This window comes from Streptomyces sp. NPDC053513 (assembly GCF_044544765.1).
GTDB lineage: Bacteria > Actinomycetota > Actinomycetes > Streptomycetales > Streptomycetaceae > Streptomyces > Streptomyces litmocidini.
Genome location: NZ_JBITXP010000009.1, coordinates 107488 through 133835 on the forward strand (window position 1 = coordinate 107488; position 26348 = coordinate 133835).

At 72.2% G+C, this 26348-nt stretch carries 26 protein-coding genes and 2 tRNA genes; 19 read left to right on the forward strand and 9 right to left on the reverse strand.

The features are described from left to right. The first annotated feature begins 14 nt into the window (after window positions 1-14). The gene (gene nudC / locus ACIGW4_RS17680; RefSeq protein ID WP_398707361.1) at window positions 15-983 is read left to right on the forward strand and encodes an NAD(+) diphosphatase; all 969 of its coding nucleotides are present in this window, start codon (window positions 15-17) and stop codon (window positions 981-983) included. A gap of 110 nt (window positions 984-1093) precedes the next feature. On the opposite strand, the gene ACIGW4_RS17685 is transcribed toward nudC, so the two are convergent. Further along, entirely contained in the window at window positions 1094-2200 is a 1107-nt protein-coding gene (locus ACIGW4_RS17685) for an acyltransferase family protein (protein WP_399581386.1), read from the reverse strand. Between the two features lie 390 nt (window positions 2201-2590). Beyond that, entirely contained in the window at window positions 2591-2833 is a 243-nt protein-coding gene (locus ACIGW4_RS17690; RefSeq protein WP_030688646.1) for a mycoredoxin, read from the reverse strand. A gap of 146 nt (window positions 2834-2979) precedes the next feature. Here ACIGW4_RS17690 and ACIGW4_RS17695 point away from each other — a divergent pair, with 146 nt between their 5' ends. From ACIGW4_RS17695 to ACIGW4_RS17715, 5 genes are all read left to right on the forward strand, one after another. Beyond that, on the forward strand, window positions 2980-5160 hold the full coding sequence (locus ACIGW4_RS17695; protein WP_399581388.1) for an ATP-dependent DNA helicase UvrD2: 2181 nt from the start codon (window positions 2980-2982) through the stop codon (window positions 5158-5160). A 172-nt stretch (window positions 5161-5332) separates the two neighbouring features. After that, a complete protein-coding gene (locus ACIGW4_RS17700; protein ID WP_123455305.1) occupies window positions 5333-5689 on the forward strand; it encodes a hypothetical protein in 357 nt (118 codons plus the stop codon). A 173-nt stretch (window positions 5690-5862) separates the two neighbouring features. Continuing rightward, entirely contained in the window at window positions 5863-6231 is a 369-nt protein-coding gene (locus ACIGW4_RS17705; protein WP_123455306.1) for a WhiB family transcriptional regulator, read from the forward strand. Further along, window positions 6228-6551 carry a hypothetical protein gene (locus ACIGW4_RS17710; RefSeq protein ID WP_123455307.1) on the forward strand — a complete coding sequence of 108 codons (324 nt, stop codon included), beginning with the start codon at window positions 6228-6230 and terminating at the stop codon, window positions 6549-6551. The genes ACIGW4_RS17705 and ACIGW4_RS17710 overlap by 4 nt, the downstream gene beginning before the upstream one ends. 99 nt (window positions 6552-6650) lie before the next feature. Then, the gene (locus ACIGW4_RS17715) at window positions 6651-6833 is read left to right on the forward strand and encodes a hypothetical protein (protein ID WP_123455308.1); all 183 of its coding nucleotides are present in this window, start codon (window positions 6651-6653) and stop codon (window positions 6831-6833) included. A 21-nt stretch (window positions 6834-6854) separates the two neighbouring features. Here the strand turns inward: ACIGW4_RS17715 and ACIGW4_RS17720 are convergent, their stop codons facing one another. Further along, window positions 6855-8201 carry an ABC1 kinase family protein gene (locus tag ACIGW4_RS17720; RefSeq protein ID WP_399581390.1) on the reverse strand — a complete coding sequence of 449 codons (1347 nt, stop codon included), beginning with the start codon at window positions 8199-8201 and terminating at the stop codon, window positions 6855-6857. A 41-nt stretch (window positions 8202-8242) separates the two neighbouring features. Continuing rightward, window positions 8243-9493 (reverse strand): TOMM precursor leader peptide-binding protein, encoded by a 1251-nt coding sequence (locus tag ACIGW4_RS17725; protein ID WP_399581392.1) that lies wholly within the window; start codon window positions 9491-9493, stop codon window positions 8243-8245. Between the two features lie 244 nt (window positions 9494-9737). On the opposite strand from ACIGW4_RS17725, the gene ACIGW4_RS17730 reads away from it, so the two are divergent. The 4 genes from ACIGW4_RS17730 (at window position 9738) to ACIGW4_RS17745 (ending at window position 13581) form a co-directional block, all read left to right on the forward strand. After that, window positions 9738-10313: a M48 family metallopeptidase gene (locus ACIGW4_RS17730; protein ID WP_123455311.1), complete on the forward strand. Its 576-nt coding sequence runs from the start codon at window positions 9738-9740 to the stop codon at window positions 10311-10313. Window positions 10314-10446: 133 nt separating this feature from the next. Further along, window positions 10447-12114 carry a TerD family protein gene (locus tag ACIGW4_RS17735; RefSeq protein ID WP_398707371.1) on the forward strand — a complete coding sequence of 556 codons (1668 nt, stop codon included), beginning with the start codon at window positions 10447-10449 and terminating at the stop codon, window positions 12112-12114. A gap of 11 nt (window positions 12115-12125) precedes the next feature. After that, the gene (locus ACIGW4_RS17740; RefSeq protein WP_041131144.1) at window positions 12126-12806 is read left to right on the forward strand and encodes an AIM24 family protein; all 681 of its coding nucleotides are present in this window, start codon (window positions 12126-12128) and stop codon (window positions 12804-12806) included. 19 nt (window positions 12807-12825) lie between these two features. Further along, window positions 12826-13581 carry an AIM24 family protein gene (locus ACIGW4_RS17745; protein ID WP_123455313.1) on the forward strand — a complete coding sequence of 252 codons (756 nt, stop codon included), beginning with the start codon at window positions 12826-12828 and terminating at the stop codon, window positions 13579-13581. A 51-nt stretch (window positions 13582-13632) separates the two neighbouring features. Here the strand turns inward: ACIGW4_RS17745 and ACIGW4_RS17750 are convergent, their stop codons facing one another. Then, window positions 13633-14157: an NUDIX hydrolase gene (locus tag ACIGW4_RS17750; RefSeq protein ID WP_399581396.1), complete on the reverse strand. Its 525-nt coding sequence runs from the start codon at window positions 14155-14157 to the stop codon at window positions 13633-13635. Continuing rightward, a complete protein-coding gene (locus ACIGW4_RS17755; RefSeq protein WP_123455315.1) occupies window positions 14154-15575 on the reverse strand; it encodes a zinc-dependent metalloprotease in 1422 nt (473 codons plus the stop codon). Before ACIGW4_RS17755 ends, ACIGW4_RS17750 begins: the two co-directional genes overlap by 4 nt. A 213-nt stretch (window positions 15576-15788) precedes the next feature. On the opposite strand from ACIGW4_RS17755, the gene ACIGW4_RS17760 reads away from it, so the two are divergent. From ACIGW4_RS17760 to ACIGW4_RS17775, 4 genes are all read left to right on the forward strand, one after another. Continuing rightward, window positions 15789-16898, forward strand: coding sequence for an SDR family oxidoreductase (locus ACIGW4_RS17760; protein WP_123455316.1), 1110 nt, complete (start codon window positions 15789-15791; stop codon window positions 16896-16898). A 106-nt stretch (window positions 16899-17004) separates the two neighbouring features. Continuing rightward, a complete protein-coding gene (locus ACIGW4_RS17765; protein ID WP_123455317.1) occupies window positions 17005-17466 on the forward strand; it encodes a molybdenum cofactor biosynthesis protein MoaE in 462 nt (153 codons plus the stop codon). A 224-nt stretch (window positions 17467-17690) separates the two neighbouring features. Then, window positions 17691-17825: a hypothetical protein gene (locus ACIGW4_RS17770; protein ID WP_260174488.1), complete on the forward strand. Its 135-nt coding sequence runs from the start codon at window positions 17691-17693 to the stop codon at window positions 17823-17825. 66 nt (window positions 17826-17891) lie between these two features. Beyond that, complete coding sequence (locus tag ACIGW4_RS17775; RefSeq protein ID WP_123455319.1) at window positions 17892-18980, forward strand: PDZ domain-containing protein; 1089 nt, start codon at window positions 17892-17894, stop codon at window positions 18978-18980. Window positions 18981-19047: 67 nt separating this feature from the next. Here ACIGW4_RS17775 and ACIGW4_RS17780 read toward each other — a convergent pair whose 3' ends face one another. Beyond that, window positions 19048-19599, reverse strand: coding sequence for a PPA1309 family protein (locus ACIGW4_RS17780; protein ID WP_123455320.1), 552 nt, complete (start codon window positions 19597-19599; stop codon window positions 19048-19050). A gap of 173 nt (window positions 19600-19772) precedes the next feature. Between ACIGW4_RS17780 and ACIGW4_RS17785 the strand changes: the two genes are divergently transcribed. From ACIGW4_RS17785 to ACIGW4_RS17800, 4 genes are all read left to right on the forward strand, one after another. Then, the gene (locus ACIGW4_RS17785; RefSeq protein WP_359591710.1) at window positions 19773-22676 is read left to right on the forward strand and encodes a UPF0182 family protein; all 2904 of its coding nucleotides are present in this window, start codon (window positions 19773-19775) and stop codon (window positions 22674-22676) included. Window positions 22677-22721: 45 nt separating this feature from the next. Continuing rightward, window positions 22722-22795 (forward strand) — tRNA-Met (locus ACIGW4_RS17790). A 204-nt stretch (window positions 22796-22999) separates the two neighbouring features. Continuing rightward, window positions 23000-24967 carry a tetratricopeptide repeat protein gene (locus ACIGW4_RS17795; RefSeq protein WP_359591711.1) on the forward strand — a complete coding sequence of 656 codons (1968 nt, stop codon included), beginning with the start codon at window positions 23000-23002 and terminating at the stop codon, window positions 24965-24967. Window positions 24968-25021: 54 nt separating this feature from the next. Continuing rightward, a tRNA-Met gene (locus ACIGW4_RS17800) sits at window positions 25022-25095 on the forward strand. Window positions 25096-25218: 123 nt separating this feature from the next. Here the strand turns inward: ACIGW4_RS17800 and ACIGW4_RS17805 are convergent. Continuing rightward, the gene (locus ACIGW4_RS17805; protein WP_123455323.1) at window positions 25219-25638 is read right to left on the reverse strand and encodes a Fur family transcriptional regulator; all 420 of its coding nucleotides are present in this window, start codon (window positions 25636-25638) and stop codon (window positions 25219-25221) included. Between the two features lie 97 nt (window positions 25639-25735). On the opposite strand from ACIGW4_RS17805, the gene ACIGW4_RS17810 reads away from it, so the two are divergent. Next, window positions 25736-25864, forward strand: coding sequence for a hypothetical protein (locus ACIGW4_RS17810; protein ID WP_399581647.1), 129 nt, complete (start codon window positions 25736-25738; stop codon window positions 25862-25864). A gap of 65 nt (window positions 25865-25929) precedes the next feature. Here ACIGW4_RS17810 and ACIGW4_RS17815 read toward each other — a convergent pair whose 3' ends face one another. Beyond that, window positions 25930-26322 carry a cyclic nucleotide-binding/CBS domain-containing protein gene (locus ACIGW4_RS17815; protein WP_123455325.1) on the reverse strand — a complete coding sequence of 131 codons (393 nt, stop codon included), beginning with the start codon at window positions 26320-26322 and terminating at the stop codon, window positions 25930-25932. Window positions 26323-26348: the final 26 nt, after the last annotated feature.

A 26348-nucleotide genomic window follows, 5' to 3' on the forward strand; every position in this document is an offset into this window, starting at 1 on the left:
AGTTGGAAGCACCTGTGAGCACCCTGAAGAACGCGCCGAGCAGCCCGGCGCACGCGTCCGCGGACCGCCCGATCTCGCTCACCGCCCCGAGCGGCATCGACCGCGCCGCCCACCACCGCCTCGACGAGGCGTGGCTGGCGGCGGCCTGGAGCCACCCCACGACCCGGGTCTTCGTGGTCTCCGGCGGCCAGGTGCTGATCGACGACCGCCCCGACGGCACCACCGAGATCGTGATGACCCCGGCCTTCGAGGCCCCGGTCACCGAGACCCACCGCTACTTCCTGGGCACCGACGCCGACGGCGTCTCCTACTTCGCGCTCCAGAAGGACTCCCTGCCCGGCCGCATGGACCAGTCCGCGCGCCCCGCCGGGCTGCGCGAGGCCGGCCTGCTGCTCTCCGACCGCGACGCGGCCCTCATGGTGCACGCCGTGGCCCTGGAGAACTGGCAGCGCCTCCACCGCTTCTGCTCGCGCTGCGGCGAGCGCACGGTCATCGCGGCCGCCGGGCACGTCCGCCGCTGCCAGGCCTGCGGCGCCGAGCACTACCCGCGCACCGACCCCGCGGTGATCATGCTGGTCACCGACGACCAGGACCGGGCGCTGCTCGGCCGCCAGGTGCACTGGCCCGAGGGCCGCTTCTCGACCCTCGCCGGCTTCGTGGAGCCGGGCGAGTCCATCGAGGCGTCGGTGGCCCGCGAGGTCTTCGAGGAGGCCGGCGTCACGGTCGGCGAGGTCGAGTACATCGCCAGCCAGCCCTGGCCGTTCCCGTCCAGCCTGATGCTGGGCTTCTTCGCCCGCGCCACGTCCTCCGAGATCAACGTGGACGGCGAGGAGATCCACGAGGCCCGCTGGTTCTCCCGCGAGGACCTGGCCGCCGCCTTCGAGTCCGGCGAGGTCCTGCCCCCGTACGGCATCTCGATCGCCTCCCGGCTGATCGAGCGCTGGTACGGCCGGCCGCTCCCGAAGCCGGGCGACGTGATCTGACGCGGTCGGCGCCCTCCGCGCCCTCGACCCACGGGGAAGTCCCCGCTCCGGCACCGCCGGAGCGGGGACTTCTTCACGACGCTCACGGGACGGTGCTCACGGGACGGTGCTCACAGGCGGACGAGGTGGCGCTTGAGGTACCGGCCGAGCGGCCGCTCGACGAGGCGGTGGACCAGGTACGACAGCGCCGACATCCCGAGCAGCACGGTGACGAGCAGCGCCCACGGAGGGACCCGCCCCGCGAAGCGGGCGAAGAACTCCCAGCCGATGACCTCGTGCAGCAGGTACAAGGGGTAGGTCAGCGCCCCGGCGACCGGCAGCCACCTCCACCGGATGCCGGAGAGCCTGCGGGTGGCGATCAGCGCCATCACCCCGAAGAAGACGGCGAGCACGACGAGCACGGGCCACGCCGGCCGGTCGCCGAGGAAGGCGAGCCCCTTGAACTTGTCGATGGACGGCGCGAGCGAGGCGCAGTAGCAGAACCCGACGACGCCCCAGAGCATCGGGCTCGGGCGGAACCGGTACATAAGGTAGAACGCCATGCCCGCGATGAAGAACCAGCTGTACTCGGGGATCAGGAGCAGGCGCAGGGGACCGGGCGAGGACGGGGCGACCAGGACGGTGGCCGCTCCCCAGACGCAGCAGAACAGCAGCACCCTGCGGTACGTCAGCCCCCACCAGGCGAGCAGCGAGAAGAGGAGGTAGAAGCGGAGCTCGGCGAAGAGGGTCCAGTAGACCCCGTCGACGGGGTCCGCCCCCAGCGGCTCCTGGAGCATCGTCAGATTGGTGAGGATGTCGTTCCAGGGCAGGTGCTGTCGCCCGCCGGGCACCACGGCGACGGTGACGGACGTGGCGACGACGGCGAACCAGTACGCGGGGTAGAGGCGCACCACGCGGGAGACGAAGAAGTCCTTCACCCGCCGGCCCCAGCCGCTCATGCAGATGACGAAGCCGCTGATGAGGAAGAAGAACTCCACGCCGAGATAGCCGTAGGAGGCGAGGGGGAAGGCCGCGGGGAAGAGGTCCTCGACCGGCGTCGGCCAGCCTTCCCCGAAGGCCAGGTAGTGGTAGGCGACCACCATGAGGGCGGCGGCGAGGCGCAGGCCGTCGAGGGCGTGGAGGCGTCCGTGGCCTCCGGCCGTGGGGTCCGCCGCGAGACGCGGGACGCTCCTGGATGCGAGGGGTGCCGGAACGACAGGAGCTGTCTGGTCGAGCAAGGAGAATCCCACCTGGATATGCAGTCGCAAATCTTGTTCGAGGCGAGAGCATAGGTGCGGCTCCGGGAGCCTTACAAAAGCTCGTGGACGCGTGACGCTCTTCACAGTGAGGGGGGATCGGCGGAGTTCGCTCCGGCGAAATCCCTGCACAAGGGCACCATGCCGCCCCCCTGCCGACCGAGGTGCAGCCGCCGCTCCTCGGGGTCTCCTCGCGAACGTTTCGCGATCTTCACCCGACGGTCGCCCGATCTCCTCGCGACCGGCCGCGGGGCACCCGCTCCGCCCGCTCCGCCCGCGCGAGCCCCGGACGCGCCCCCGGAGCCGCGTCCTCCCCGTGATGTGACGAGACCCCCGGCCGGACGGCCGGGGGTCTCGTCACATCACGGTCGCTCAGACGCCGATCTTCTGCTTGACCTGCGCGAGGCTCGGGTTCGTCAGGGTCGAACCGTCCGGGAAGAGCACCGTCGGCACCGTCTGGTTGCCGCCGTTGGCCTTCTCGACGAACGCCGCCGAGTCGGGGTCCTGCTCGATGTTGATCTCCGTGTACGCGATGCCCTCGCGGTCCATCTGGCTCTTCAGCCGACGGCAGTAGCCGCACCACGTGGTGCTGTACATCGTCACAGTGCCCTGCATGGCCAGGCGCTCCTCTTGTTCGCGGACGGGTGCCGAGAGGGAGAACGTACGCCCTCCCGGCGCCATTCCCGGAATTCGTATGACCGGCGTCTCGCGCCTGTGGACGGGCCGCCGCACCGGTCCCGCCGACCTGGCAGCATGGCGGGGTGACAGCAGCAACGCCCTCCACTCTCTTCCCTCAGGTCCCGGAGACGGCCGACGCGGTGCTCGACGGGCTCGACCCCGAGCAGCGCGAGGTCGCCCTTGCCCTGAACGGGCCGGTGTGCGTCCTCGCGGGAGCCGGCACGGGCAAGACCCGGGCCATCACCCACCGCATCGCGTACGGGGTGCGGGCCGGTATCCTGCAGCCCGCCAGTGTGCTGGCCGTCACGTTCACCAACCGTGCCGCGGGCGAGATGCGCGGCCGGCTCCGGCAGCTCGGCGCGGGCGGCGTCCAGGCCCGCACGTTCCACTCCGCGGCCCTCCGGCAGCTCCAGTTCTTCTGGCCGAAAGCAGTCGGTGGCGAGCTGCCCCGTCTTCTGGAGCGCAAGGTCCAGCTGGTCTCCGAGGCCGCGGCCCGCTGCCGGATCCGGCTCGACCGGAACGAGCTCAGGGACGTGACCGGCGAGATCGAGTGGGCGAAGGTCACCCAGACCGTCCCCGCCGACTACCCGGCCGCCGTCGCCAAGTCCCTCAGGGACGCCCCCCGCGACCCGGCCGAGATCGGCCAGATCTATGCCATGTACGAGCAGCTGAAGCGCGACCGCTCGGTGATCGACTTCGAGGACGTGCTGCTGCTCACCGTCGGCATCCTCCAGGACCGGCACGACATCGCCGACCAGATCCGCCGCCAGTACCAGCACTTCGTGGTGGACGAGTACCAGGACGTCTCCCCGCTCCAGCAGCGGCTGCTCGACCTGTGGCTCGGCGACCGCGACAACCTCTGCGTCGTCGGCGACGCCGGCCAGACGATCTACTCCTTCACCGGCGCCACCCCCGACCACCTGCTGAACTTCCGCACCCGGCACCCCGGCGCCACCGTCGTCAAGCTGGTCCGCGACTACCGCTCCACCCCGCAGGTCGTCCACCTGGCGAACGGGCTGCTCGGCCAGGCCCGCGGCCGGGCCGCCGAGCACCGCCTGGAGCTGATCTCCCAGCGCGACCCGGGCCCCGAGCCGGTCTACGCGGAGTACGCCGACGAGCCCGCCGAGGCCGAGGGCACCGCCCGCCGCATCCGCGACCTCATCGCCGCCGGCGTCCCGGCCGGCGAGATCGCCGTCCTCTACCGGATCAACGCCCAGTCCGAGGTGTACGAGCAGGCCCTCGCCGACGCCGGAGTGCCCTACCAGCTCCGCGGCGCCGAGCGCTTCTTCGAGCGCCAGGAGGTGCGGGAGGCGGGCGTCGCCCTGCGCGGCGCCGCCCGCGCCGGGGGCAACGACCCGCTCCTCGACGACGCAGAGGACCTCCCCGCCCAGGTCAGGGCCGTCCTCTCCACCAAGGGCTGGACCAGCGAGGCGCCCGCCGGCTCCGGCGCCGTCCGCGACCGCTGGGAGTCCCTCGCCGCCCTCGTCCGGCTGGCCGAGGACTTCGCCCGCGCCAAGCCCGGGGCCACCCTCTCCGACCTGGTCGCCGAGCTCGACGAGCGGGCCGCCGCCCAGCACGCCCCGACCGTCCAGGGCGTCACCCTCGCCTCGCTGCACGCGGCCAAGGGCCTCGAATGGGACGCCGTCTTCCTGGTCGGCCTCACCGAGGGGATGCTGCCGATCACCTACGCCAAGACCGACGAGCAGATCGAGGAGGAGCGGCGCCTGCTGTACGTGGGCGTCACCCGGGCCCGGGTCCACCTCACGCTCTCCTGGGCGCTCTCCCGCTCCCCGGGGGGCCGGGCCAACCGGCGCCCCAGCCGCTTCCTCCAGGGCCTGCGGCCCGGCTCCGGCTCCCTCGGCGCCGTCGGCTCCGGCGGCGCCTCCGGCTCCGTCGAGCGGGGGAGCGGCCTCCGCCGGCGGGGGCCCCGCGGCCCCGTCCTGTGCCGGGTCTGCGGCGCCACCCTCACCGAGGCCGGCGCCATGAAGCTGATGCGCTGCGAGGACTGCCCCTCGGACATGGACGAAGGCCTGTACGAGCGGCTGAGGGACTGGCGGTCGGAACAGGCCAGGCAGCTCGGCCAGCCGGCCTATTGCGTGTTCACCGACAAGACGCTCATGGCGATCGCCGAGCGGGTCCCCGCCACCGACGGGGAGCTCGCCTCGATCTCCGGCGTCGGCGTCCGCAAGCTCGACCGCTTCGGAGCCGAGGTCCTGGCCATCTGCGCAGGTGAGGAGGGCGGGACGGACGAGGGCGAGCTCTGAGGAAAACTCGTCGGAAAAATAGTTTGCGCCCGCCCCGTCAAGCCCCATAGGTTCTTAACCACGGAAACGGCGGCTTCATGGAAGCCCTGTCTTCGTGCTGTACTTGTCCAAATAAACATGAGGGTCCGGCTCGCACCCGAGCCCTCCGAGACGCCGAGAGGAGGCGATTCCAGTGATCAGCTACACCATCCAGACCAGCACCGTCAGCACCGCCGGCTTCATCGGCGCGGCCAAAATGACCGATCGCTCGGTCGTCTCCGCCTGCTCGCTCGGCCTCTCCGCCTCGGCCCTCATTGGCACCGGTCTGCCCGTCGCCGGCCTGCCCGTCACCGGTCTTTCCGGTCTCGGTGCGGCCGCCGTGGCTCCGCGCAATGAGCGACCGACCAAGGCACTGGAAGCAGGAGTAGCAGGCAAGGCCACGGCCTATGGCTTTGCGGCGACCGGTGCCGGAACCCAGCAGCAGACGACGACGCACCACCACATGATGTGGGCCTTCCGTGGGCTCGAACCCTGGAGTGATCCAGTCTGATCCATGATCAGACCGGCGCCTTCAGGGCCGCGGAACCCCATCCGGGATCCGCGGCCCTTCTGTTTGTCCTCGAACGGGGACGACGGCGTGAAGGGGCCTCGGGAAAGACACCGCCCGGTACCAGCCGAAACCCCGGCCAACAGGCCGGAACGACCAGACGAGGAAAGACCACCGTGCAACTCGAAGCGCACGCCCCGTCCGTACCGCATTCCGAATCGATCCCCCTGCCCGGCTCCACGGAGGACCCCGCTTTGACCCCCCTCACCGCGCTCACCGCGCTCGACGACGCCATCGAGAACCTCGGCGTCCCCGTACCCTGTCGCGCCTACGACCCCGAGGTCTTCTTCGCGGAGTCCCCGGCCGACGTCGAGTACGCGAAGTCCCTCTGCCGGACCTGCCCGCTGGTGGCCGCCTGCCTCGCCGGCGCCAAGGAGCGCCGCGAGCCCTGGGGCGTCTGGGGTGGCGAGCTCTTCGTCCAGGGCGTGGTCGTCGCCCGCAAGCGGCCCCGCGGCCGCCCGCGCAAGAACCCGGTCGCGGCATGAGCGCCACCGGAACCATCGACCGTCCCCTCACGCACGATCCCCAGAAGCAGGCCCCGATGACCTCTTCCACCAGCGAGCCCCTGGGCTCCGCGACCCCAGTCTTCTCCCCCGCCGCCGCGCACACCGCGCGTCAGAACAGGACCCGTGAAATGCAACTCGCCCCAGAAGCCCTGGCCCGTGCCCATATGCATGAGCGACAGCGTGAGGCCGACGCGGAACGCCAGGCCGTGCGCCTGGTCGCCGCCCGGCGCATGCAGCGGCGCGCCGAGCGCGTCTCGCTGCGCGCCCGCCGCGCGCTCGCCATGGCCGTCATGAACTGAGCATCTCCGTGATGCCCTCGCGGGGGCCGGTCCGAACGGACCGGCCCCCGCGGTGCGTTGTCCGGACCGCGGCGTCTTCGCCGGGTTATCGTCACGAGGGTGAACGACGCCCGTACCCCCGAGGCACCCTTCGTCTGCGCGCGCTGCGGCAAGACCACCGAGACCCTGCCGCTGACCTGGACCTGCTCCGTCGAGAACGGCCGGCGACAGTACTTCTGCGAGGAGTGCGCCCGCGCCAACATCCGCTCCATCGAGGGCCGCCTCGACTCCTCCTGGTGGTGAGCCGCCCCGCCCCGGCGCCCGCTACGCGGGAGCCGGGTCCTCGAAGCCCGGCAGCCACTCGACGAGCTCGTCCCGCAGCCGCACCGTCGCGTTCAGCTGGCAGAGCACCCCGATGGTGCTCAACGTCACACGGTGTATCAGCAGGTACGAGGGCGGCAGGTTCAACTGCTTGCCCAACTGGTGTGCGGGGGAGCGGGGGTCGGCGATCCGGGCCGCCTGGGTGCGCATCCAGCCACGGGTGAAGGCGAAGGCCTCCACCTCGGCCGGCTCGATGATCGGCAGCAGGTACTCCAGGACCGCGTCCGGGTCGAGCGCGACGGACTCCTTGACGAAGCCCTCCGCGCACAGCAGCTCGTAGACGGTCTCGGCCTCGCCCGCCACCGTCATCCGCAGACAGGTGCCGATCGTCTCCGGAAGCCCGCCCGGCAGCCGGTCCACCGTGCCGAAGTCGAGGACGCCGAGCCGCCAGCCCTCCGGCCCCTCGTCCTCGCCTCCGGGCAACAGCCGGAAGTTCCCCGGGTGGGGATCGGCGTGCAACAGGCCCGTGCGCGCGGGGCCGGAGAAGAGGAAACGGGCGAGGAGCTGACCCGCCCGGTCCCGCTGCTCCTCCGTGCCGTCCGCGATCACCTCGGCGAGCGGCACCCCGTCCATCCACTCGGTCACGAGGATCTGCTCCGACTGGTGCACCACCGTGGGCACCACCACATCGGGATCGTCCGCGAACTCCTCCGCGTGGATCCGCTGCGCCTCCGCCTCCAGGGCGTAGTCCAGCTCCTCCGAGACCCGGTCCCGCATCTCGGCGATCAGCGGCTTGATGTCCATGCCCGGGATCAGCGGGCCGAGCAGCCGGGCGAAGCGGCTCAACTGCGTCAGGTCCGAGAGCAGCGCCTCCCCGGCGCCCGGGTACTGCACCTTCACCGCGACCTCGCGGCCGTCGTGCCACACGGCCCGGTGCACCTGCCCGATCGAGGCCGCCGCCGCAGGCTTGTCCTCGAACTCGAGGAACAACTCCCGCCACTCGGCCCCCAGTCGCTCCTCCAGGACCGTGTGCACCGTGCGCGTCGGCATCGGCGGCGCCGCGTCCTGAAGCTTCGTCAGCGCCGCCCGGTACGGCCCGGCGACCTCCTCGGGGAGGGCCGACTCGAAGACGGACAGGGCCTGCCCGAACTTCATGGCCCCGCCCTTCAGCTCGCCCAGGACCTTGAACAGCTGCTCGGCCGTGCGCTGCTGGAGCTCGCGGGCGACCAGCTCCGCGGATCTGCCGCCGATCCGCTTGCCCAGGCCCCAGGTGGCCCGGCCCGCGAAGCCCAGAGGCAACGCGGCCAACTTGGCGGTCCGGGTGACCGCCTTCCGGGGAAGATCAGACATGCGCCCCTCCAAAACCCAGACTGCCGTGCCGCGCAGGGCCGTTACCCCGCCATTGTGTCGTGTGCCTCCCCGGCCGCCGAGGCGCGTTCCCCTTCTGCTCCGCGCGCCGCCCCGCAGGGGCAGGCCGGGTGCGGCCTCAGCCGCTCCGCCCGCCACTCCAGCAGCGGCAGCGACGCCTCCCAGCGGGTGCCGGTGCTCGCCGGGAGGTCCCCGTCCAGGAAGGCCAGCGCGTGCGCGGCGGCCAGCCCGGCGACCGCCGTGGCCAGACCCAGGTCGCAGGCGGGCAGCGGATGCGGGGCGCCGGAGCGCCACTGGGCGAGCAGCCGGGGCGTCACCGGGTCCCGGTCCGTCAGCTCCTCCTGGAGGCACCGCGCGCAGGCCGTGCCGCCGGGCAGCACCAGCGGTCCGACCGTCCCCGTCGCCTCCAGAACGCCCGCGTACAGATGAGGGGTGCCGGTGGAGATCCACGGCTCGGCGGGGAGCGGATCGGGGACGTACGCGCCGAGCCCGTCCCTCGGCGTCACCACGACGAGTGACAGCCCGGGCTCCCCCACGGCTTCACCCGCCCCGCCACGCCCGCCCCGGTCCCGCGACCCCCCGGCCCTGCCGGCCCCGACCGGTCCGCCCCGCCCGTCCGGCCCGGTCCCTCCCGCTCTCGCCCCGCGCCCCGGGGGCCGTGTCCCGCGCCCCGGGTCCCGTGTCCAGCGGGTGACCAGCCGGCGGGCCGCCGTCGCACGGCGCTCGCCGACGGACTCGGCGGGGAGCCCGCCCGGGGCCGTCTCCCAGGGCTCCACCCGTCCCGAGTCGAGGACCTCGACCGAGCCGACGCCCGCGGCGGCGAGCAGGGACGCCACCGTCGTCCCCACCCGGCCCGCGCCCCGCACCTGGACGCGCAGGGCCCGCCGGGCCGCCAGGGTCCCCGCCGCCCGCTCCGGCCCGGGGTGCACCACGGAGAGGGAGGCCAGGTCGGCGCGGAGCGGATCGAGGGCCACGTCCACCGCGCCGGCGGCCGGGCCCGCCTTCCCGGGCCGCCCGGTCGCGGCGTCCGTGAGGAGCCCGGCCGACTCCAACCGGCCCAGGAGCGCCTCCAGGCGGCCGTCCGGCAGACCGAGCGCCCGCGCCTCGGCCCGCAGCAGCGCGGTCCCGCGGGTGCCGTCGAGCAGCCCGAGCACCGCTCCCGTCACCTGGTCGACCGGGTCGAGCACCACCGCGTGCGCCGGGGCGACGCCGAACTGCACGCACTGCAGACTCCGCCAAGCCCGCCGCAGCGCCGGTTTCACCATCGGATGCATTTCCCCGCCCCCGTTCGTCCCCATGTCCGTCCTCTATGTCCGTCCCCGCCCGTGACCGCATTCATGATCGTTGGCGGCATTCCGTCGTCCCGAAGCGAGAATGCCCCGCCGCCGGGACGGGCGCCGAAAGTTGTCCACAGGTCAGGGGGATTAGTCATTCAAATGGTGTGCGGCGGGTCGGATCGTTCCCGAACCACTCCCGAAGGAGGGACTTCCCCCGCCGGCAGCGGGTAACGTCGGGGCCGTGCCCGCCGACCCCCAGCACAGCGTGACCAGCGAACCGCCCCGCGGGGCGGTGACGAGCGCGGTCGAGATCCGCAGGAGCCCGCGGCGGAGGAGGACCGTCTCGGCCTACCGCGAGGGCGACCGGACCGTCGTGCTCATCCCGGCCCGCATGTCGGAGGCGGAGGAGCGCCGCTGGGTGGGCGTCATGCTGGACAAGCTCGCCGCCCGGGAGAGCCGGAGCGTCCTCGGCGACCGCGAACTCACGGAGCGGGCGCTGCGCCTCTCGGAGCAGTACTTCGACGGCCGGGCCCGCCCCGGCTCCGTCCGCTGGGTGACCAACCAGAACACCCGCTGGGGCTCCTGCACCCCCTCCGAGGGCAGCATCCGCCTCTCCCACCGGCTCCAGGGCATGCCCGAGTACGTCGTCGACTACGTCCTCCTGCACGAGCTGGCGCACCTCCTCGTCCCCGGGCACGGGCCGCGGTTCTGGCGGCTCCTGGAGGCGTACCCCCGCACCGAGCGGGCGCGCGGCTATCTGGAGGGCGTGGTCGCCGCCGGGCGGCTGCCGCACCTTCAGGACGCTCGCGAGGAGTGACGGCGCCGCCACGCGCGCGTGCGCGGGTATTCCCGATTTCGTACCGAAGAGGGCCTGGCCTGTCTCAATGTCGTGCCCAGCGGTTAGCCTGGCGCGAGCATTCGCCATTCGGGATGGGGGACGGTCGTTACGCATGGCCAGGGAATTCCAACGCGGCCACAAGGCCAAGATCAGTGATCTGACCGCGGGGACCGATCTGTACGTCGGTGTGCAGATCGCGGCCCCCGGGCTGACTTTCGACATCAGCTGCTTCGGACTCGACGCGGACGAACGGCTCTCCGACGACCGCTACTTCGTCTTCTTCAACCAGCCGAAGTCGCCCGAGGAGTCCATCCAGCTGCTCGGCGCGCAGTCCGGCGACACCGAGTCCTTCCGCGTCACCCTCGACCGCATCCCCGCGCACATCCACAAGCTGTCGTTCACCGCGACGATCGACGGCGCCGGCCAGATGTCCCAGATCGGCCCCGGCCACCTGCGGATCGTGGCGGGCGGCGAGGAGGTCGCGCGCTACGCGTTCACGGGCGCGGAGTTCTCCACCGAGCGCGCGGTGATGCTCGGCGACTTCTACCTCAAGGACGTGTGGCGGTTCGCCGCCGTCGGCCAGGGCTTCGACGGAGGCCTGGAGGCGCTCCTGCGGAACTTCGGCGGCGAGGTCGCCGAGGACGAGCCGGCCGCCGCCCCGCAGCAGCAGGCCGCGGCCCCCGGCTTCGCCCCGCCGCCGCAGGCCGCCGCGCCCCCGGCCTTCGGCGCCCCCGCCGCGCCCGCGCCCGCCCCGGCCCCCGCGTTCGGCGCGCCGCCGGCCCCGCCCGCGCCCGTCCCGCCCGCGCCGCCGGTCCACACGCAGCCGACGATGGTCGCGCCCCTGGCCCCGGCCCCCGTGCCGCCGCCCGCCCCGGCCCCCGCCCCGTACGGGCAGCCCCCGCAGCAGCCGCAGTACGGCCAGGTCCCGGGACAGCCCCCCGGCCCCTACCCCGGGCAGGTCCCGGGCCAGGCGCCCGGCCAGTACCCCAGCGGCCAGTACCCCGGTCAGGGCCAGCCCCCGCAGGCCCCCTACGGACAGCCCGCGCCCGCCCCGTACGGGCAGCAGCCGCCGGCGTACGGGCAGCAGCCCGGCGTCCCGCAGGGCGCGCCGGCGACCGGAGCGGGGCTCGCCGCCGCGCTCGCGCCGTACAAGGAGACCGCCACCGGCGCCCGCTGGACCCCGCAGAACCAGCAGCTCATGCGGGTCGACCTCGCCATGGGCGGCGTGCCCGTCCTCGCCCGGCAGGGCTCCATGGTCATGTACCAGGGCAAGGTCGACTTCGGCTACAAGGGCGCCGGCTTCGCCGGCCGGATCGTCGGCAACGCCACCGGCCAGGAGATGCAGCTCATGCGCTGCACCGGCCGCGGCCAGGTCTTCCTCGCCGAGAACGGCGCCCACCTGCACCCGATCGAGCTCCAGGGCGACGGCATCTGCGTCTCCGCCGAGAACGTCCTCGCGTTCGACGAGTCCCTGCAGTACGAGGTCCGCCGCATCGAGGGCCACGGCATCCCCGGCGGCGCCCTGTTCACCATGCAGTTCCAGGGCACCGGCACCGTCGTCGTGAAGACGCACGGCGTCCCCGTCGTCCTGCCCGTCACGCCGACCACCTTCGCCGACTGCAACGCCGTCGTCGCCTGGTCGTCCGCGTCCCAGGTCATCCTCTCCAGCCAGGTGCGGCTCCGCCGCAACGCCTACCCGGGCCACAGCGGGGAGACCGTGAACCTCCAGTTCCGGGGAGCCCCCGGCAACTTCATCGTCGTCCAGCCCTACGAGGTCTGAGGGAGCCCGTCATGAACCAGCAACTCGCGGGCTACGCCCCGACCCCCGTCGCGGCCCGGATGGAGAACCACGGCCGCACCATGCTCAAGGTGGCCATGGCCTCCGGCCAGGACCTGTACGCCCGGACCGGCTCGATGGTCGCCTACGAGGGCTTCATCAGCTACGAGCCCAACCCGCCCGCCGTCCGCCAGGTCGCCCAGCAGTGGGCCACCGGCGAGGGCGCGCCGATCATGAAGTGCTCCGGCGACGGACTGCTCTACCTCGCCGACTACGGCGCCGACGTCGTCGTCATCAACCTCCAGAACGACTCGATCTCGGTCAACGGCACCAACGTGCTCGCCTTCGACGCCCACCTCCAGTGGGGTGTCGAGCGGGTCAAGGGCCTCGCCAAGTTCGCCGGCCAGGGCCTCTTCAACGTGGAGATCGCCGGCACCGGCTGGGTCGCGCTCACCTCGCGCGGCACGCCGATCGTCGTCGACTGCGGCCGCGGCGAGGACGAGACGTACGTCGACCCCGACGCGCTCGTCGCCTGGTCGCCCGCGCTCAAGGTCAAGGGCAAGCGCAGCTTCAAGGCGTCCTCCCTCATCGGGCGGGGCAGCGGCGAGGCATACCAGATGGCCTTCTCGGGCCAGGGCATCGTCGTCGTACAGCCGAGCGAGGACAGCACCGACCGCCTGCGGGTCCGGGGCTGAGGGGGAGCGAGAACACACCATGCAGAGCCCGCTTTTCAACCACGGCGAACAGCAGAGCCAGGAGCGGTACGTCATCCAGAACCCGCAGCTCCTGCGGGTCAGCCTCACCGGGCAGGACGACGTCCTCGCCCGCAAGGGCGCCATGGTCGCGTACCAGGGACTCGTCGACTTCGACGGCGAGTACAAGACCCCCGGCCAGCGCCGGGCCCAGGCCCGCACCGGCGAGGGCCTCGACCTGATGCGCTGCTCCGGCCAGGGCACGGTCTACTTCGCCAACCTCGCCCAGCACGTCCACATCGTGGAGGTCGAGCAGGACGGCCTGACCGTCGACAGCGCCTACGTCCTGGCGCTCGACTCGACCCTCCACACCGAGGTCATCGCCGTCGACAGCCAGTACGGCGTCTCCGGCTCCGGCAAGTACCAGCTCAACATCTCCGGCCGCGGCAAGGTCGCCCTCATGACCTCCGGGCAGCCGCTGATGATGCAGGTCACGCCCGAGAAGTACGTCAGCGTCGACGCGGACGCGATCGTCGCCTGGTCCACCGGGCTGCGCGTCCAGATGCAGGCGCAGACCACCAACTCCAGCGTGATGCGCCGCCGTGGGAACACGGGCGAGGGCTGGGAGCTCAGCTTCCTCGGCCAGGGCTTCGCGCTCGTCCAGCCGAGCGAGGTCATGCCCCCGCAGAACGCCGCCATCGGACAGGGCATCGCCGCCCAGTTCGGCGCCGGCCAGCACGGCTCCCACGCCCAGAACCAGAACAACGTCTGGAACTGAGCACGCACGGCCGAGGGGCGGTCTCCACCGGAGACCGCCCCTCGGTCATGCTCACGCCAGCCGCGCCAGCGTGCCCTTCAGCAGCTCCACCACCGACGCGTCGGCCACCGAGGCCACCTCGTCGTGCGCGAACCAGCGCAGGTCCAGCGACTCGTCGCTGATCTCCGCCACCGCGTCCGCCGGGGCGAGCGCCGCGTACTGCACGTCCAGGTGCCAGTGGCAGGGCGCCGGGATCGGATGCCGGTCGAGCCGCACCGGACCGCCCGGCAGCAGGGTCAGACCCGCGATGCCGGACTCCTCGGCCGCCTCGCGCAGCGCCGCCGCCTCCACCGTCGGGTCGCCCGGCTCGCAGTGGCCGCCCATCTGGAGCCACATGCCCAGCTTCTTGTGCAGGGTCAGCAGGACCCGCCCCCGCGAAGGGTCGATCACCAGCGCGCTGGAGGTCAGGTGCCCCGCCTCGCAGGGCTTGTACATGCCGTCCTCGTGCCGGGCGAGATGGTCCAGGTAGACATCGCGCAGCTCCGGCTGGTCCTCGTAGCCCTTCAGCACGAGGACCGCGTCGTCGTGCAGGGTCACTCCTTGCCGTCCCCGTCTTCCGGCGCCTCGCCCCGGGCCGCCTCGCCGAGCATCTTGTCCAGCTCGGAGAAGTCCAGGTGCTCGCGGTGCACGAAGCCGTCGGGGTCGTCCAGGTCCGTCGCCGTCGGCAGCATGTCCGGGTGCTCCCACAGCCCGTCCCGGCCGTCGACCCCGCGCGCGTCCGTGAGCGAGGCCCACAGGCGCGCCGCGTCCCGCAGCCGCCGCGGACGCAGCTCCAGACCGATCAGGGTCGCGAAGGTCTGCTCGGCGGGACCGCCCGAGGCCCGGCGCCGGCGCAGCGTCTCGCGCAGCGCGTCCGCCGAGGTCAGCCGGGACTTGGCGGCCTCGTGGACCACCGCGTCCACCCAGCCCTCGACCAGCGCGAGCGCCGTCTCCAGCCGGGCCAGGGCCGCCTTCTGCTCCGGGGTGTCCTCCGGCTGGAACATGCCCTGCTGGAGCGCCTCCTGCAGCTGCTCCGGGTGCGTCGGGTCGAGCTGCCCGACGGCCTCCTCCAGCTTCGAGGTGTCGACCTTGATCCCGCGCGCGTACCCCTCGACCGCGCCGAAGAGGTGCGCCCGCAGCCACGGCACGTGCGCGAAGAGACGCTGGTGCGCGGCCTCGCGCAGGGCCAGGTAGAGCCGCACCTCGTCCGAGGGCACGCCCAGGTCCTTGCCGAAGGCCTCGATGTTCAGCGGCAACAGCGCAGCGCGCCCGGCCGGGCCCAGCGGCAGACCGACGTCCGTCGAGCCGACGACCTCACCGGCGAGCGCGCCCACGGCCTGCCCGATCTGCTGGCCGAACATGGCGCCGCCCATGGAGCGCATCATGCCGATCAGCGGGCCGGCCATGGCCTGCATCTCCTCCGGCAGGACGTCGCCCATCGCCGAGCCGACCCGCTCGGCGACCGGGTCCACGAGCTGCTGCCACGCCGGCAGCGTCGCCTCGACCCACTCGGCACGGCTCCACGCCACGGCCGTGCCCGCGCCGGAGGGCAGCGAGGTGACCTGGTCCAGCCAGAGGTCGGCCAGGCGCACGGCCTCCTCGACCGCCGACTTCTCGGCCGGGCCCACGCTCGCGTCCTTGGTGCCGTCGGCGGTGCCCTGGGCCACCACCTGGCGCGCGATCTGCTTGGCCATGTCCCAGTTCACGGGACCGCCCGAGTGGCTCAGCATCTGCCCGAGCTGCTGGAAGGCCGCGCCCAGGTCGTTGGGGTTCATGGAGCCGAACATCGCGGCGAACGGATTGTCCGCGCCGCCGGGGCCGCCCATGCCCGGCAGCCCGCCGAAGCCGAAGGGGTTCGCGCCGAACGGGTTGCCGCCGGACCCCTGGCCACCTCCGGCGGGGTCCTTCTTCTTGCCCTCGTCGCCGTTCTCCGGCTCCTCCGGCGGAAGGCCGAATCCGAATGGGGTGTCACTCACAGGTTTCCTCGGCTCGTAGGGCCGCCGGCCTCCTGCCGACGGCGACTCCCGACCAGGGCCTGATCCGACAGGCCCCGCACACCACCAGCGTAGACATCCGGGCCGGAAATGGGCTCGGTGCTCCGCCGGGCCGTGCCCTGCGGCAGGATGGACGCCACCTGGTCCGTACGCGTCATGCGCGTGCGTACTGAAGACAACCGCTGGAGACGCCCGGTGAGTTCCCCAGATCCACAGGTTCGCGGAGCGCGAAACCCCTCAACCCGGTCCGCCGTGCGCGGCCCCGTCGTCGCGGTCACCGGCGCCGCTTCCGGTGTCGGCGACCTGCTCACCAGGCGCCTCGCCGCCTCCGAGGAGATCAAGCGGGTCGTCGCCATCGACGAGCGCCGCGGCGAGGTCGAGGAGGCGCAGTGGCACATCCTCGACGTGCGCGATCCGGCCATCGCCGAGAAGCTGCGCGGCGCGGACGTCGTCGTGCACCTCGCCGTCGACCTCGACCTGGAGACCGACCCCGCCGCCCGGACGGCCTACAACGTGCGCGGCACGCAGACCGTGCTCACCGCCGCCGCTGCGGCCGGTGTCCACCGGGTGGTGCTCTGCACCTCCGCCATGGTCTACGGCGCCCTGCCCGACAACGACATCCCGCTCTCCGAGGACGCCGAGCTCAGGGCGACGGCGGAGGCCACCGGCGTCGGCGACATGCTGGAGATCGAGCGCCTCGGCCGCCGCGCCCCCCGCGCGCACCCCGGCCTGAACGTCACCGTCGTCCGTCCGGCCGTCCTCGTGGGCGGTACGGACACGGCGCTGACCCGCTACTTCGAGTCGCCCCGTCTGCTCGTCGTCGCCGGCTCCCGGCCGACCTGGCAGTTCTGCCACGTCGAGGACCTGGTGAGCGCCCTGGAGTACGCGGCCCTGGAGAAGGTCGACGGGGAGTTCGCGGTCGGCTGCGAGGGCTGGCTCGAACAGGAGGAGGTCGAGGAGCTCTCCGGCATCCGGCGCATGGAGCTGCCCTCCGCGGTCGCCCTGGGCACGGCGGCCCGCCTCCACCGGATCGGCCTCACCCCGTCGCCGGCGGGCGACCTCGCCTACACCATGCACCCCTGGGTGGTGAGCGTCGGACGCCTGCACGACGCCGGCTGGCGCCCCAGATGGACGAACGAGGAGGTCCTCGCCGCGCTCCTGGAGGAGGTCGAGGGCCGTCACACGGTCGCCGGCCGCCGCCTGGGCCGCAAGGACGCGACGGCGGCCGGAGCGGCCGGAGCGACGGTGGCGCTGCTCGGCACGGCGGCGCTGGTGCGCCAGATGCGGAAGCGCCGCGGGCTGTAGCGACGGGCTCGTGGGGACGGACTTGTAGGACCCTCCTACGGAGGGCCCCGTCCACAGGTCGAAAGGTCCCTTACGGGATGTCGGAGCCGTGCGGCACCATGGCCTCATGGCGCAGACGCACGACCACCCCGGCGAGCAGGCCGCGGACGACCCGATCAAGCTGCTCGCGATCCGTGACACCCCGCTCTCGGTCGACGAGGTCTTCCGGGCCGTCGGAGACGACGCCGCCGGCGGCACCACCCTCTTCGTCGGCACCGTGCGCAACCACGACGGCGGCGCGGACGTCGACGCGCTGGGGTACTCCTGTCACCCGACCGCCGAGGCGGAGCTGCGCCGCGTCGCCGAGAAGGTCGTCGCGAACTATCCGGTCCGCGCCCTGGCCGCCGTCCACCGCGTCGGCGACCTGCGCGTCGGCGACCTCGCGGTCGTCGTGGCCGTCTCCTGCCCCCACCGCGGCGAGGCCTTCGAGGCCTGTCGGAAGCTCATCGACGACCTCAAGCACGAAGTCCCCATCTGGAAGCACCAGAAGTTCTCGGACGGCACCGAGGAGTGGGTGGGGGCCTGCTGACCCGGCAAGGCGGCGCGCCGACAGGGCGTAGTCGAACGCCCGATTTGCGTAACCGGCCCCCGAGGGCGAGCGTTGATCCCACAGATGAGACAGTCTGCTGATCAACTCACTGGGGATGGGAGGTCGGGATGGCAGCGCTGGCCTGGTTGCTGATTCCGCTTTTCGCAGTCGTCGGCGCGGCGATATGGGGAAGCTGGGCTTCGAGGAACAAGACGATAGGCGACGTGGCGGAACTCGCCGGCTACGCCCGTTTCCGGGACGCCATGGAGCGGTCCCACGCCGTGACCGCCGATCCCGCCCGTCCGGAGCGCGAACCGGCCACGACGGCCTCCGCCGTCACCACGTCGCCGTCCAGCTGACGCGGGGCCGCCCCGTACGGACCGCCCCACGGGTGCACCCACAGGCGAGTCCCGTACTGTCGTTCCATGCCACGCCGCACCGCGACGATGCTCGCCTCCACCCTGGTCCTGATCTGTCTGCTCATCGCGGGCGTCCTGATCCCGGTGCCGTACGCGGAGATGAGCCCGGGCCCCACGGTCAACACCCTCGGCGAGGCCAGGGGCGAACCGGTACTGCAGATCTCCGGACGCAAGACCTACCCGACCGACGGTCACCTCAACATGACGACGGTCCGCGTCACCAGCGCGGACTACAAGATGAACGCCGTCGAGGCCGTCTACGGATGGCTGGCCCACGACAACGTGGTGGTGCCGCACGACACCCTCTACCCGGACGGCAAGACCGAGGAGGAGTCGAGCCAGGAGAACGCCGAGGAGTTCACCCAGTCCCAGGAGAGCGCCAAGGTGGCGGCCCTCAAGGAGCTGGGCATCCCGGTGGTCTCCCGGGTCGTCGTCGCGACCGTCGTCAAGGGCGCCCCGGCCGAGGGCAAGCTGCACGCCGGGGACGTCATCAGGGCCGTCGACGGCGTGCCGGTCAAGGAGCAGGGTGACGTCGCCAAGCAGGTGACGAAGCGGAAGCCCGGCCAGGACGTCGAGTTCACGATCGTCCCCGCCAAGGAGGCGGCCGCCGCCGAGAAGGCCCACAAGGAGCCCACCGTCACCCGGAAGGTGGTCATCACGACCACCACGTCCGAGGAGGGCGACCGGGCCGTCGTCGGCATCCAGGCCGGCACCGACCACGTCTTCCCGTTCACGATCGACATCAACCTGGCCGACGTCGGCGGCCCCAGCGCCGGTCTGATGTTCGCCCTCGGCATCGTCGACAAGCTCACCCCGGAGAGCCTCACCGAGGGCCGGTTCATCGCCGGCACCGGCACCATCGACGACAAGGGCGAGGTCGGCCCGATCGGCGGCATCGAGATGAAGCTGGTCGGCGCGCGGAACGCGGGCGCCGAGTACTTCCTCACCCCGGCGGACAACTGCGAGGCGGCCGCCGCCGACACGCCCGACGGGCTCACTCTGATCAAGGTCGACACCATCGACGACGCCACGAAGTCGCTGGAGAAGCTCCGCAAGGGCGACACGAAGTCGCTGCCGAGCTGCTCGAAGAGCTGACGGCACGCAGTACGCCGAAGGGGCGCCGGGTCCTGTCGACCGGCGCCCCTTCCGTGCGTACGGGCTCTCAGCCCTCGAAGGTCGCCGCCAGCGCCTCGGCGAGGCCCGGCACCAGGTCGGGGCCGGTCAGCACCTCGGTCGGGGTGTCCTTCTCGCGCAGCCGGATCGCCGCCTCGCGGGCGCCGTCCCGCAGCACGGCCACGGTCATCCGGACCTCCTGGCGGTCCGGGTGCCCGGCGACCCACTTGGCGAGCTGCTTCTCGCTCAGGCCCTGCGGGACCTGGGCCTCGGCCGACGGGGGCAGCATGAGCCGCTCCACGGTCAGGGCGCAGCCGGCCACGGCGTCGGGCCAGGCGATGGTGCCGAGGAACTCGTCGAGGGCCTTGCCGCGCGGCAGCTTGTCCTGCTCGATGGGGGTGTAGGAGGTGGCGTCGTCGCCCAGGCCGAGCTGGGAGGCGAGCTTGGGCTCCTGGGCGCGCAGCCGTGCGGTGTCGACCAGGGCGAACAGGCGGGCGGGCTGGTCCCAGCCGAGGCCCGACGCGTACTCGTCGATCTCGAGCACCGCGCGGGTGAGGGGGCTCGCGGCCATGGCCGGGCCGGAGGGGGAAAGGTTGGACATGACCAATATCCTGCCTCCTCTTCCCCGGAAGGCGGGAACTAGGTAAAGCCTCAGTAAGTTGCATCAGTGGGCTCTACGATCGCGGGGCCTGCTTTCAGACGCATCAACAGACGCATCAAACAGACGCATCAAACAGACGCATCAACATCGAGGGGCGCACGTTGGCTTTCCAGATGCCGGACCGTGGCCAAGGTCCGTCCGGGCCGAGGATGAGAGTCGGCCGGCCGTCCCGGCGGGCCCGCACCCTGCTCATGACACTCGGGGTGCTGGCCGTTCTGGCCATGGCGTTCGTGATGTTCGCCGGGTTCTGGACGGACTGGCTCTGGTACCGCTCGGTCGAGTACTCGTCCGTGTTCACCACCACCCTGTGGACCAAGATCGGTCTCTTCCTGGTCTTCGGCCTGCTGATGGGCATCGCCGTCGGCTTCAACGTCTGGCTGGCGTACCGGCTGCGGCCGCCGCTCAGTGCGATGTCGCTGGAGCAGCAGAGCCTCGACCGGTACCGGATGGGTCTGGCCCCCTTCAAGAAGTGGGTGCTGCTCGCGGTCACCGCCCTGGTGGCCCTGATCGCCGGCGCCTCCGCGTCCGGCCAGTGGCGCACCTGGCTCATGTGGGTCAACGGCGTGAAGTTCGGCCAGAAGGACCCGCAGTTCGGGCTCGACGTGTCGTTCTACGCCTTCGACCTGCCCTGGTACCGCTTCCTCCTCGGGTTCGGCTTCGCCGCCGCCGTCCTGTCGCTGGTCGCCGCCGCGCTCACGCACTACCTGTACGGCGGGCTGCGGATCACCAGTCCGGGCGCGCGCGCCACCGCCGCCGCCACCGGCCACCTCTCGGTGCTGCTCGGCCTCTTCGTCGCGCTCAAGGCCGTGGCGTACTGGCTCGACCGGTACGGCCTGGCGGTGAAGTCGAGCGACTTCAAGGCGACGGGCAACTGGACGGGCCTGCGGTACGTCGACGCCAACGCGTACCTGCCGGCGAAGACCATCCTGTTCTGCATCGCCGTCATCTGCGCGCTGCTGTTCTTCGCGACGCTCTGGCGCCGCACCTGGCAGCTGCCGGTGATCGGCTTCGGTCTGATGGTCCTCTCCGCGATCCTGATCGGCGGCCTGTACCCGGCCATCGTGCAGAAGTTCCAGGTCCAGCCGAACGAGCAGGCCAAGGAGGCGCCGTACATCCAGAAGAACATCGACGCCACCCGCAAGGCGTACGCGATCGACGGCACGAAGGCCGAGAACTACTCGGGGAAGTCGACGGTCAAGGCCAAGGACAAGCTGCGGACGGACGCCGACACGGCGGCCAGCTACCGCCTGCTCGACCCGAACATCGTGTCGCCCACGTTCCAGCAGCTGGAGCAGAAGCGGAAGTACTACCAGTTCCCGACCACCCTGGACGTGGACCGCTACGCCGGCAAGGACACCGTCGTCGGCCTGCGCGAGCTGAACATCCGGGGCATCCCGAAGCGGAACTGGATCAACGACCACTTCACCTACACCCACGGCTACGGCGCGATCCTGGCCTCGGGCACGCAGACGGACGCCAACGGCTCCCCGGTCTTCACCGAGTCCGGACTGCCGACGACCGGCTCGCTGCCCACGTACCAGCAGCGGATCTACTACGGCGAGAAGACCGACCAGTACTCGATCGTGGGCGGCCCCCAGAAGGAGCTGGACTACGAGGAGAACGGCGAGAAGACCACCAGCTACAAGGAGAAGAGCGGCGTCAGCCTCTCCAGCACCTTCAACCGCGCCGCGTACGCGGTGGCCTTCAGCGAGCCGCAGATCCTCTACTCGGGAGCCATCGGCGAGGGCTCGCGGATCCTCTACAACCGCACGCCCAAGGAGCGCGTCGAGGCCGTCGCGCCCTGGCTGACCATCGACGGCGACGCCTACCCGGCGGTCGTCGACGGCCGGATCCAGTGGATCGTCGACGCCTACACCACGACCAACGGCTATCCCTACGCCTCGCGCACCACGCTCGGCGACACCACGGCCGACTCCCTGACCGTCGGCAACCAGCAGCGCACGGTCGTCGCCCAGCAGAACCAGGTCAACTACATCCGCAACTCGGTCAAGGCCACCGTCGACGCCTACGACGGCACGGTGAAGCTCTACGAGTGGGACACCCAGGACCCGGTCCTGAAGACCTGGATGAAGGCCTTCCCGGACACCGTGAAGCCGAAGTCCGAGATCAAGGGCGACCTGCTCGCGCACCTGCGCTACCCGCAGGACATGTTCAAGGTGCAGCGCGAGCTGCTGACCCGCTACCACGTCACCGACCCCGCGCAGTTCTACAGCGGTTCGGACGCCTGGCAGGTGCCGGACGACCCGACCAACAAGGACGGCAACGCGGTCCCGCCGTACTACCTGAGCATGAAGATGCCCGGGGACACGGCGCAGCGCTTCTCGCTGACGACGACGTTCACGCCGAACGGGCGACCCAACCTGGGCGCCTTCATGGCGGTCGACGCCGACGCCACCAGCAAGGAGTACGGCCGGCTGAGACTGCTGCGGGTCACCTCGGACGTGCCGGGCCCGGCCCAGGTGCAGAGCAAGCTCAACGGCCTGCCCTCCGTGGCCACCTTCGTCCGGGACATGAAGGGCGCCGACTCGGACATCCAGTACGGCAACCTGCTGACCGTGCCGCTCGACGGCGGGTTCCTGTACGTGGAGCCGGTCTACGCCCAGGGACGCAACGCGCTCTACCCGCTCCTGAAGAAGGTCGCGGTGTCGTACGTGGACGCGGACCAGCCGGACGGTGACACGACCAAGGACACCACGGTGTTCGAGGACACCCTGACCGAGGCGCTCAACGCGGTCTTCGGGGTGGAGGCGCCCAGCCAGCCGCCGACCCCGCCGGGCACCACGCAGCCGCCCGGCACGACCCAGCCGCCGGCTTCGAACGACGCCGCCCTGAAGCAGGCCATCGCCGACGCCCAGAAGGCGTACGACGAGGGCCAGGCCGCTCTGCAGAAGAGCGACTGGAACGCGTACGGCAAGGCCCAGGAGGACCTCCAGAAGGCGCTCCAGCGGGCCGCGGAGGCCGGAGCGAAGCTCAAGACGCCCGGGTCAGGCGGCTGACCTGAGGTTTTCCGTTCCCGCGTCGTGATACTGTGGTTTCACCGACGCGGGGTGGAGCAGCTCGGTAGCTCGCTGGGCTCATAACCCAGAGGTCGCAGGTTCAAATCCTGTCCCCGCTACTCAGAGGGCAAGGGCCCGGATCCATAAGGATCCGGGCCCTTGTCGTGTGTCGACGTGCCGGGGGGTGCCGAAGAGCGGTAGGGAAGGGGCGAGTTGGCGTAAGTCGTGTTTGACTTGTCTCTCTGTGGGCATGTCGACAAAACGCTGAGTGACCTCACTGGCTGCGGTATACCAGGTGTGCTCGGGTTGCGGGTGGTGCGACGATGGTATTTATGGGGGACAGGGCAACTCTGTTGGAGACAGGGCGGTTTGTGCAGCGGCACGCCAGAAACGCCGCAGACGAGATCATCGAGGCAGTGGGGGCCGTCGATGCGGCCGTCGACACCACCACCGAGACCGACGCCGAGAACGAGACCGAGACCGAGGCCAGGCACCGGCGGGCCGCCGAGCGCGGTGACCTCGCCTCGATGAGCGCCCTCGGCGCACTGCTGCTGCGCCGCGGCGACCTCGACGGCGCCGAGCCGTACCTGCGGAGGGCCACCGCGGAGGGGGACCGGGCCGCCGCCAACAACCTGGGTGTCCTGCTCCACCAGCGCGGATACCCCGACGAGGCGGCCGGCTGGTGGCGGGTCGCCGCCGTCGCCGGCTCGGCCCCCGCCGCCCACGCCCTCGGCCGCCACCACCGCGAGCGCGGCGACGAGCCGGCCGCCGAGTACTGGCTCCGCCAGGCCGCCGAGCAGGGCCACGCCCTCGGCGCGTACGCCCTCGCCGACCTCCTGGAGCACCGCAGCGACGTCGGCGCCGAGCGCTGGCTGCGCGCCGCCGCCGAGCAGGGCCACCGCGAGGCCGCCTACCGCCTCGCCCTCGCCCTGGAGCGCCGGGCCACCGAGACCACCCGCGGGCCGCACGAGACCGGCACCCGGCTCCGCGCCCCGGGGGCCAGGGCGGTCGTGCCCTCCGGCGCGGCCGCGACCGGCACCGTGACCGCCGTCCCCGGGCAGCCGACCGGCGAGGGCGCGGGAGAGGCCGCCGAGGCCGAGCAGTGGTTCCGGCAGGCCGCCGCACGCGGCCACCGGCGGGCCGCGCTCCACCTGGGCGCCATCCTGGAGCACCGCGGAGAGCTCAAGGAGGCCGGCCGCTGGTACCTCAGCTCCGCCAAGGAGGGCGAGGCGAAGGCCGCCTGCGCCCTCGGCTTCCTGCTCCGCGACGCGGGCGACGAGGAGAGCGCCGCCGTGTGGTGGCTGCGCGCCGCCCAGGACGGCGACGGCAACGCCGCCAACGCGCTGGGCGCCCTGCACGCCGCCCGGGGCGAGCAGCAGACCGCCGAGCGCTGGTACCGGGCCGCCATGGACGCCGGCGACGTCAACGGCGCCTACAACCTCGGGCTGCTCTGCGCCGCCCAGGACCGCATCCCGCAGGCCGAGCAGTGGTACCGGCGCGCCGCCTACGCGGGTCACCGCGAGGCCGCCAACGCGCTCGCCGTCCTGCTCCTCCAGGCCGGCGACGCCAACGGCGCCGAGCCCTGGTTCTCCAAGGCCGCCGAGGCCGGCAGCGTGGACGCCGCCTTCAACCTGGGCATCCTCCACGCCGGCCGGGGCGACGACCGCACGGCGCTGGTCTGGTACGAGCGGGCCGCCGCCGCCGGGCACACCGAGGCCGCCCTCCAGGTCGGCATCGCCGCCCTGCGGGACGGCGACGAGCAGACCGCCGAGCGGCACCTGCGGTGCGCGGCCGGCGGCGGCAGCGCCGAGGCAGCCTTCCGGCTCGCCTCGGTGCTCGACGCGCGTCGCCCCGAGCCCGGCCCCGCCGTGCTCGGCGCGTCCCGCGAGGAGAAGTCCGAGTGCGAGGAGTGGTACGAGCGGGCCGCCCAGCAGGGCCACCGGCGCGCCCAGGTGCGGGTCGGGATGCTCGCCGCCGGGCGCGGCGACCTGGCCGAGGCCGACCGCTGGTACCGCGAGGCCGCCGAGGCGGGCAGCCGCAACGGCGCCTTCAACCTCGGGCTGCTCCTCGCCCGCGAGGGCAGCGAGCGGGAGGCCGCGCTCTGGTGGACCCGGGCGGCCCGGGCCGGGCACGGCCGCGCCGCGCTCCGGCTCGCGCTGCTCGCGGCGCGCCGGGGCGAGCTCGCCGAGGGGCGTCGCTGGTGCGACCGCGCGGTGGAGCTGGGCCCGGCGGAGGTCGCCGAGCGGGCGGCCAGGCTGAGCGAGGCGCTGCACCAGGAGCTCACCGCGTGAGGCGTTAACGGATTTGCGCTGGTGACGGGGGTCCCGTAAGGTTGGGTTCACCGACGCGGGGTGGAGCAGCTCGGTAGCTCGCTGGGCTCATAACCCAGAGGTCGCAGGTTCAAATCCTGTCCCCGCTACTCAGTAGCGACGAAGGCCCGGATCCAGTCACTGGATCCGGGCCTTCGTCGTGTCCGGGGGCTCGGGTCCGGAGGAGGACACGAAGAAGCCCCCGCCGGGGCGGGGGCTTCCTGGGCGCGTCGTCAGGCCGTCGTGGCACAGCTCGGGCAGATGCCCCGGTAGGTGACCTCGACGTTCGAGATGGTGAAGCCGAAGCGTTCGGCGTCCGGGAGGTCCGCCAGCGGGTCGCCGGCCGGGTGCACGTCGCGGATCGCGCCGCAGCGGCCGCAGACCAGGTGCTGGTGGGGCCGGTGGGCGTTGGGGTCGTACCGCTTGGCGCGGCCGTCGGTCGCGACCTCGATGACCTCGCCGAGGGTGACCATCTCGCCCAGCGTGTTGTACACGGTCGCGCGCGAGATCTCGGGCAGCTTCGACACCGCGCGGGCGTGGACCTCGTCGGCGGTCAGATGCACGTGATCCCCGTCGAGGACTTCGGCCACGACGCGGCGCTGCGCGGTCATCCGCCAGCCGCGTCCGCGCAGTCGTTCCAACAGGTCACTCATGGGGCCAGCCTAACAGCCGGGAGCAAGATCCCGAACGGGTGTGACTTTGGATGCCTACTCGACTTGGACATTGTCCATTGTGGGATCAGAGCCAAGATTGACTGAGACTCCGGTCGAGGGGGCTCTGGTCGAGGGGCAGGGCTCGGGGGCGATCGACGACTTCCGCGAGGCGGACGGTGACTTCGGCAAGCGGCTGGAGGTCGCGGTCCGGGCCCTGCGCGGCTGAGGACGCCTGCCGCCGGGAGGGGGCGGGCCGGATCTCCTCACGGGGTCCGGCCCGCCCCCGCATGCTCAGCCGGTGGCGACGCTGTGCACCGGGATCCAGCAGCGGATGATGTCGCGCACGGAGACGATGCCGACGGGGCCCCGGTCGTCGAGGACGACGAGGTGGCGGAAGCCGCCGCGCGTCATGGCCTCGGCCGCCTCCGCCAGCGTCCAGGTGGGTGCGGCGAAGACCACGTCACGGGTGGTGTGGGAGCCGGCGGTCTCCCGGTCGGGGTCCTGGTCCCGGGCGAGGGAGTTGAGGATGTCGCGCTCGGTGAGGATGCCGAGCCCGCCGGCGTCGGTGTCGAGGACGATCGCCGCGCCGACGTGGCGCGCCGACATCAGCCGGGCCGCCTGTCGGAGGGTGTGGGCGGGGCCGATGGTGAGGACCACGGTGCTCATGGCGTCACGGACGAGCATGGACGGAGCCACCTCCTTGGTGAGAC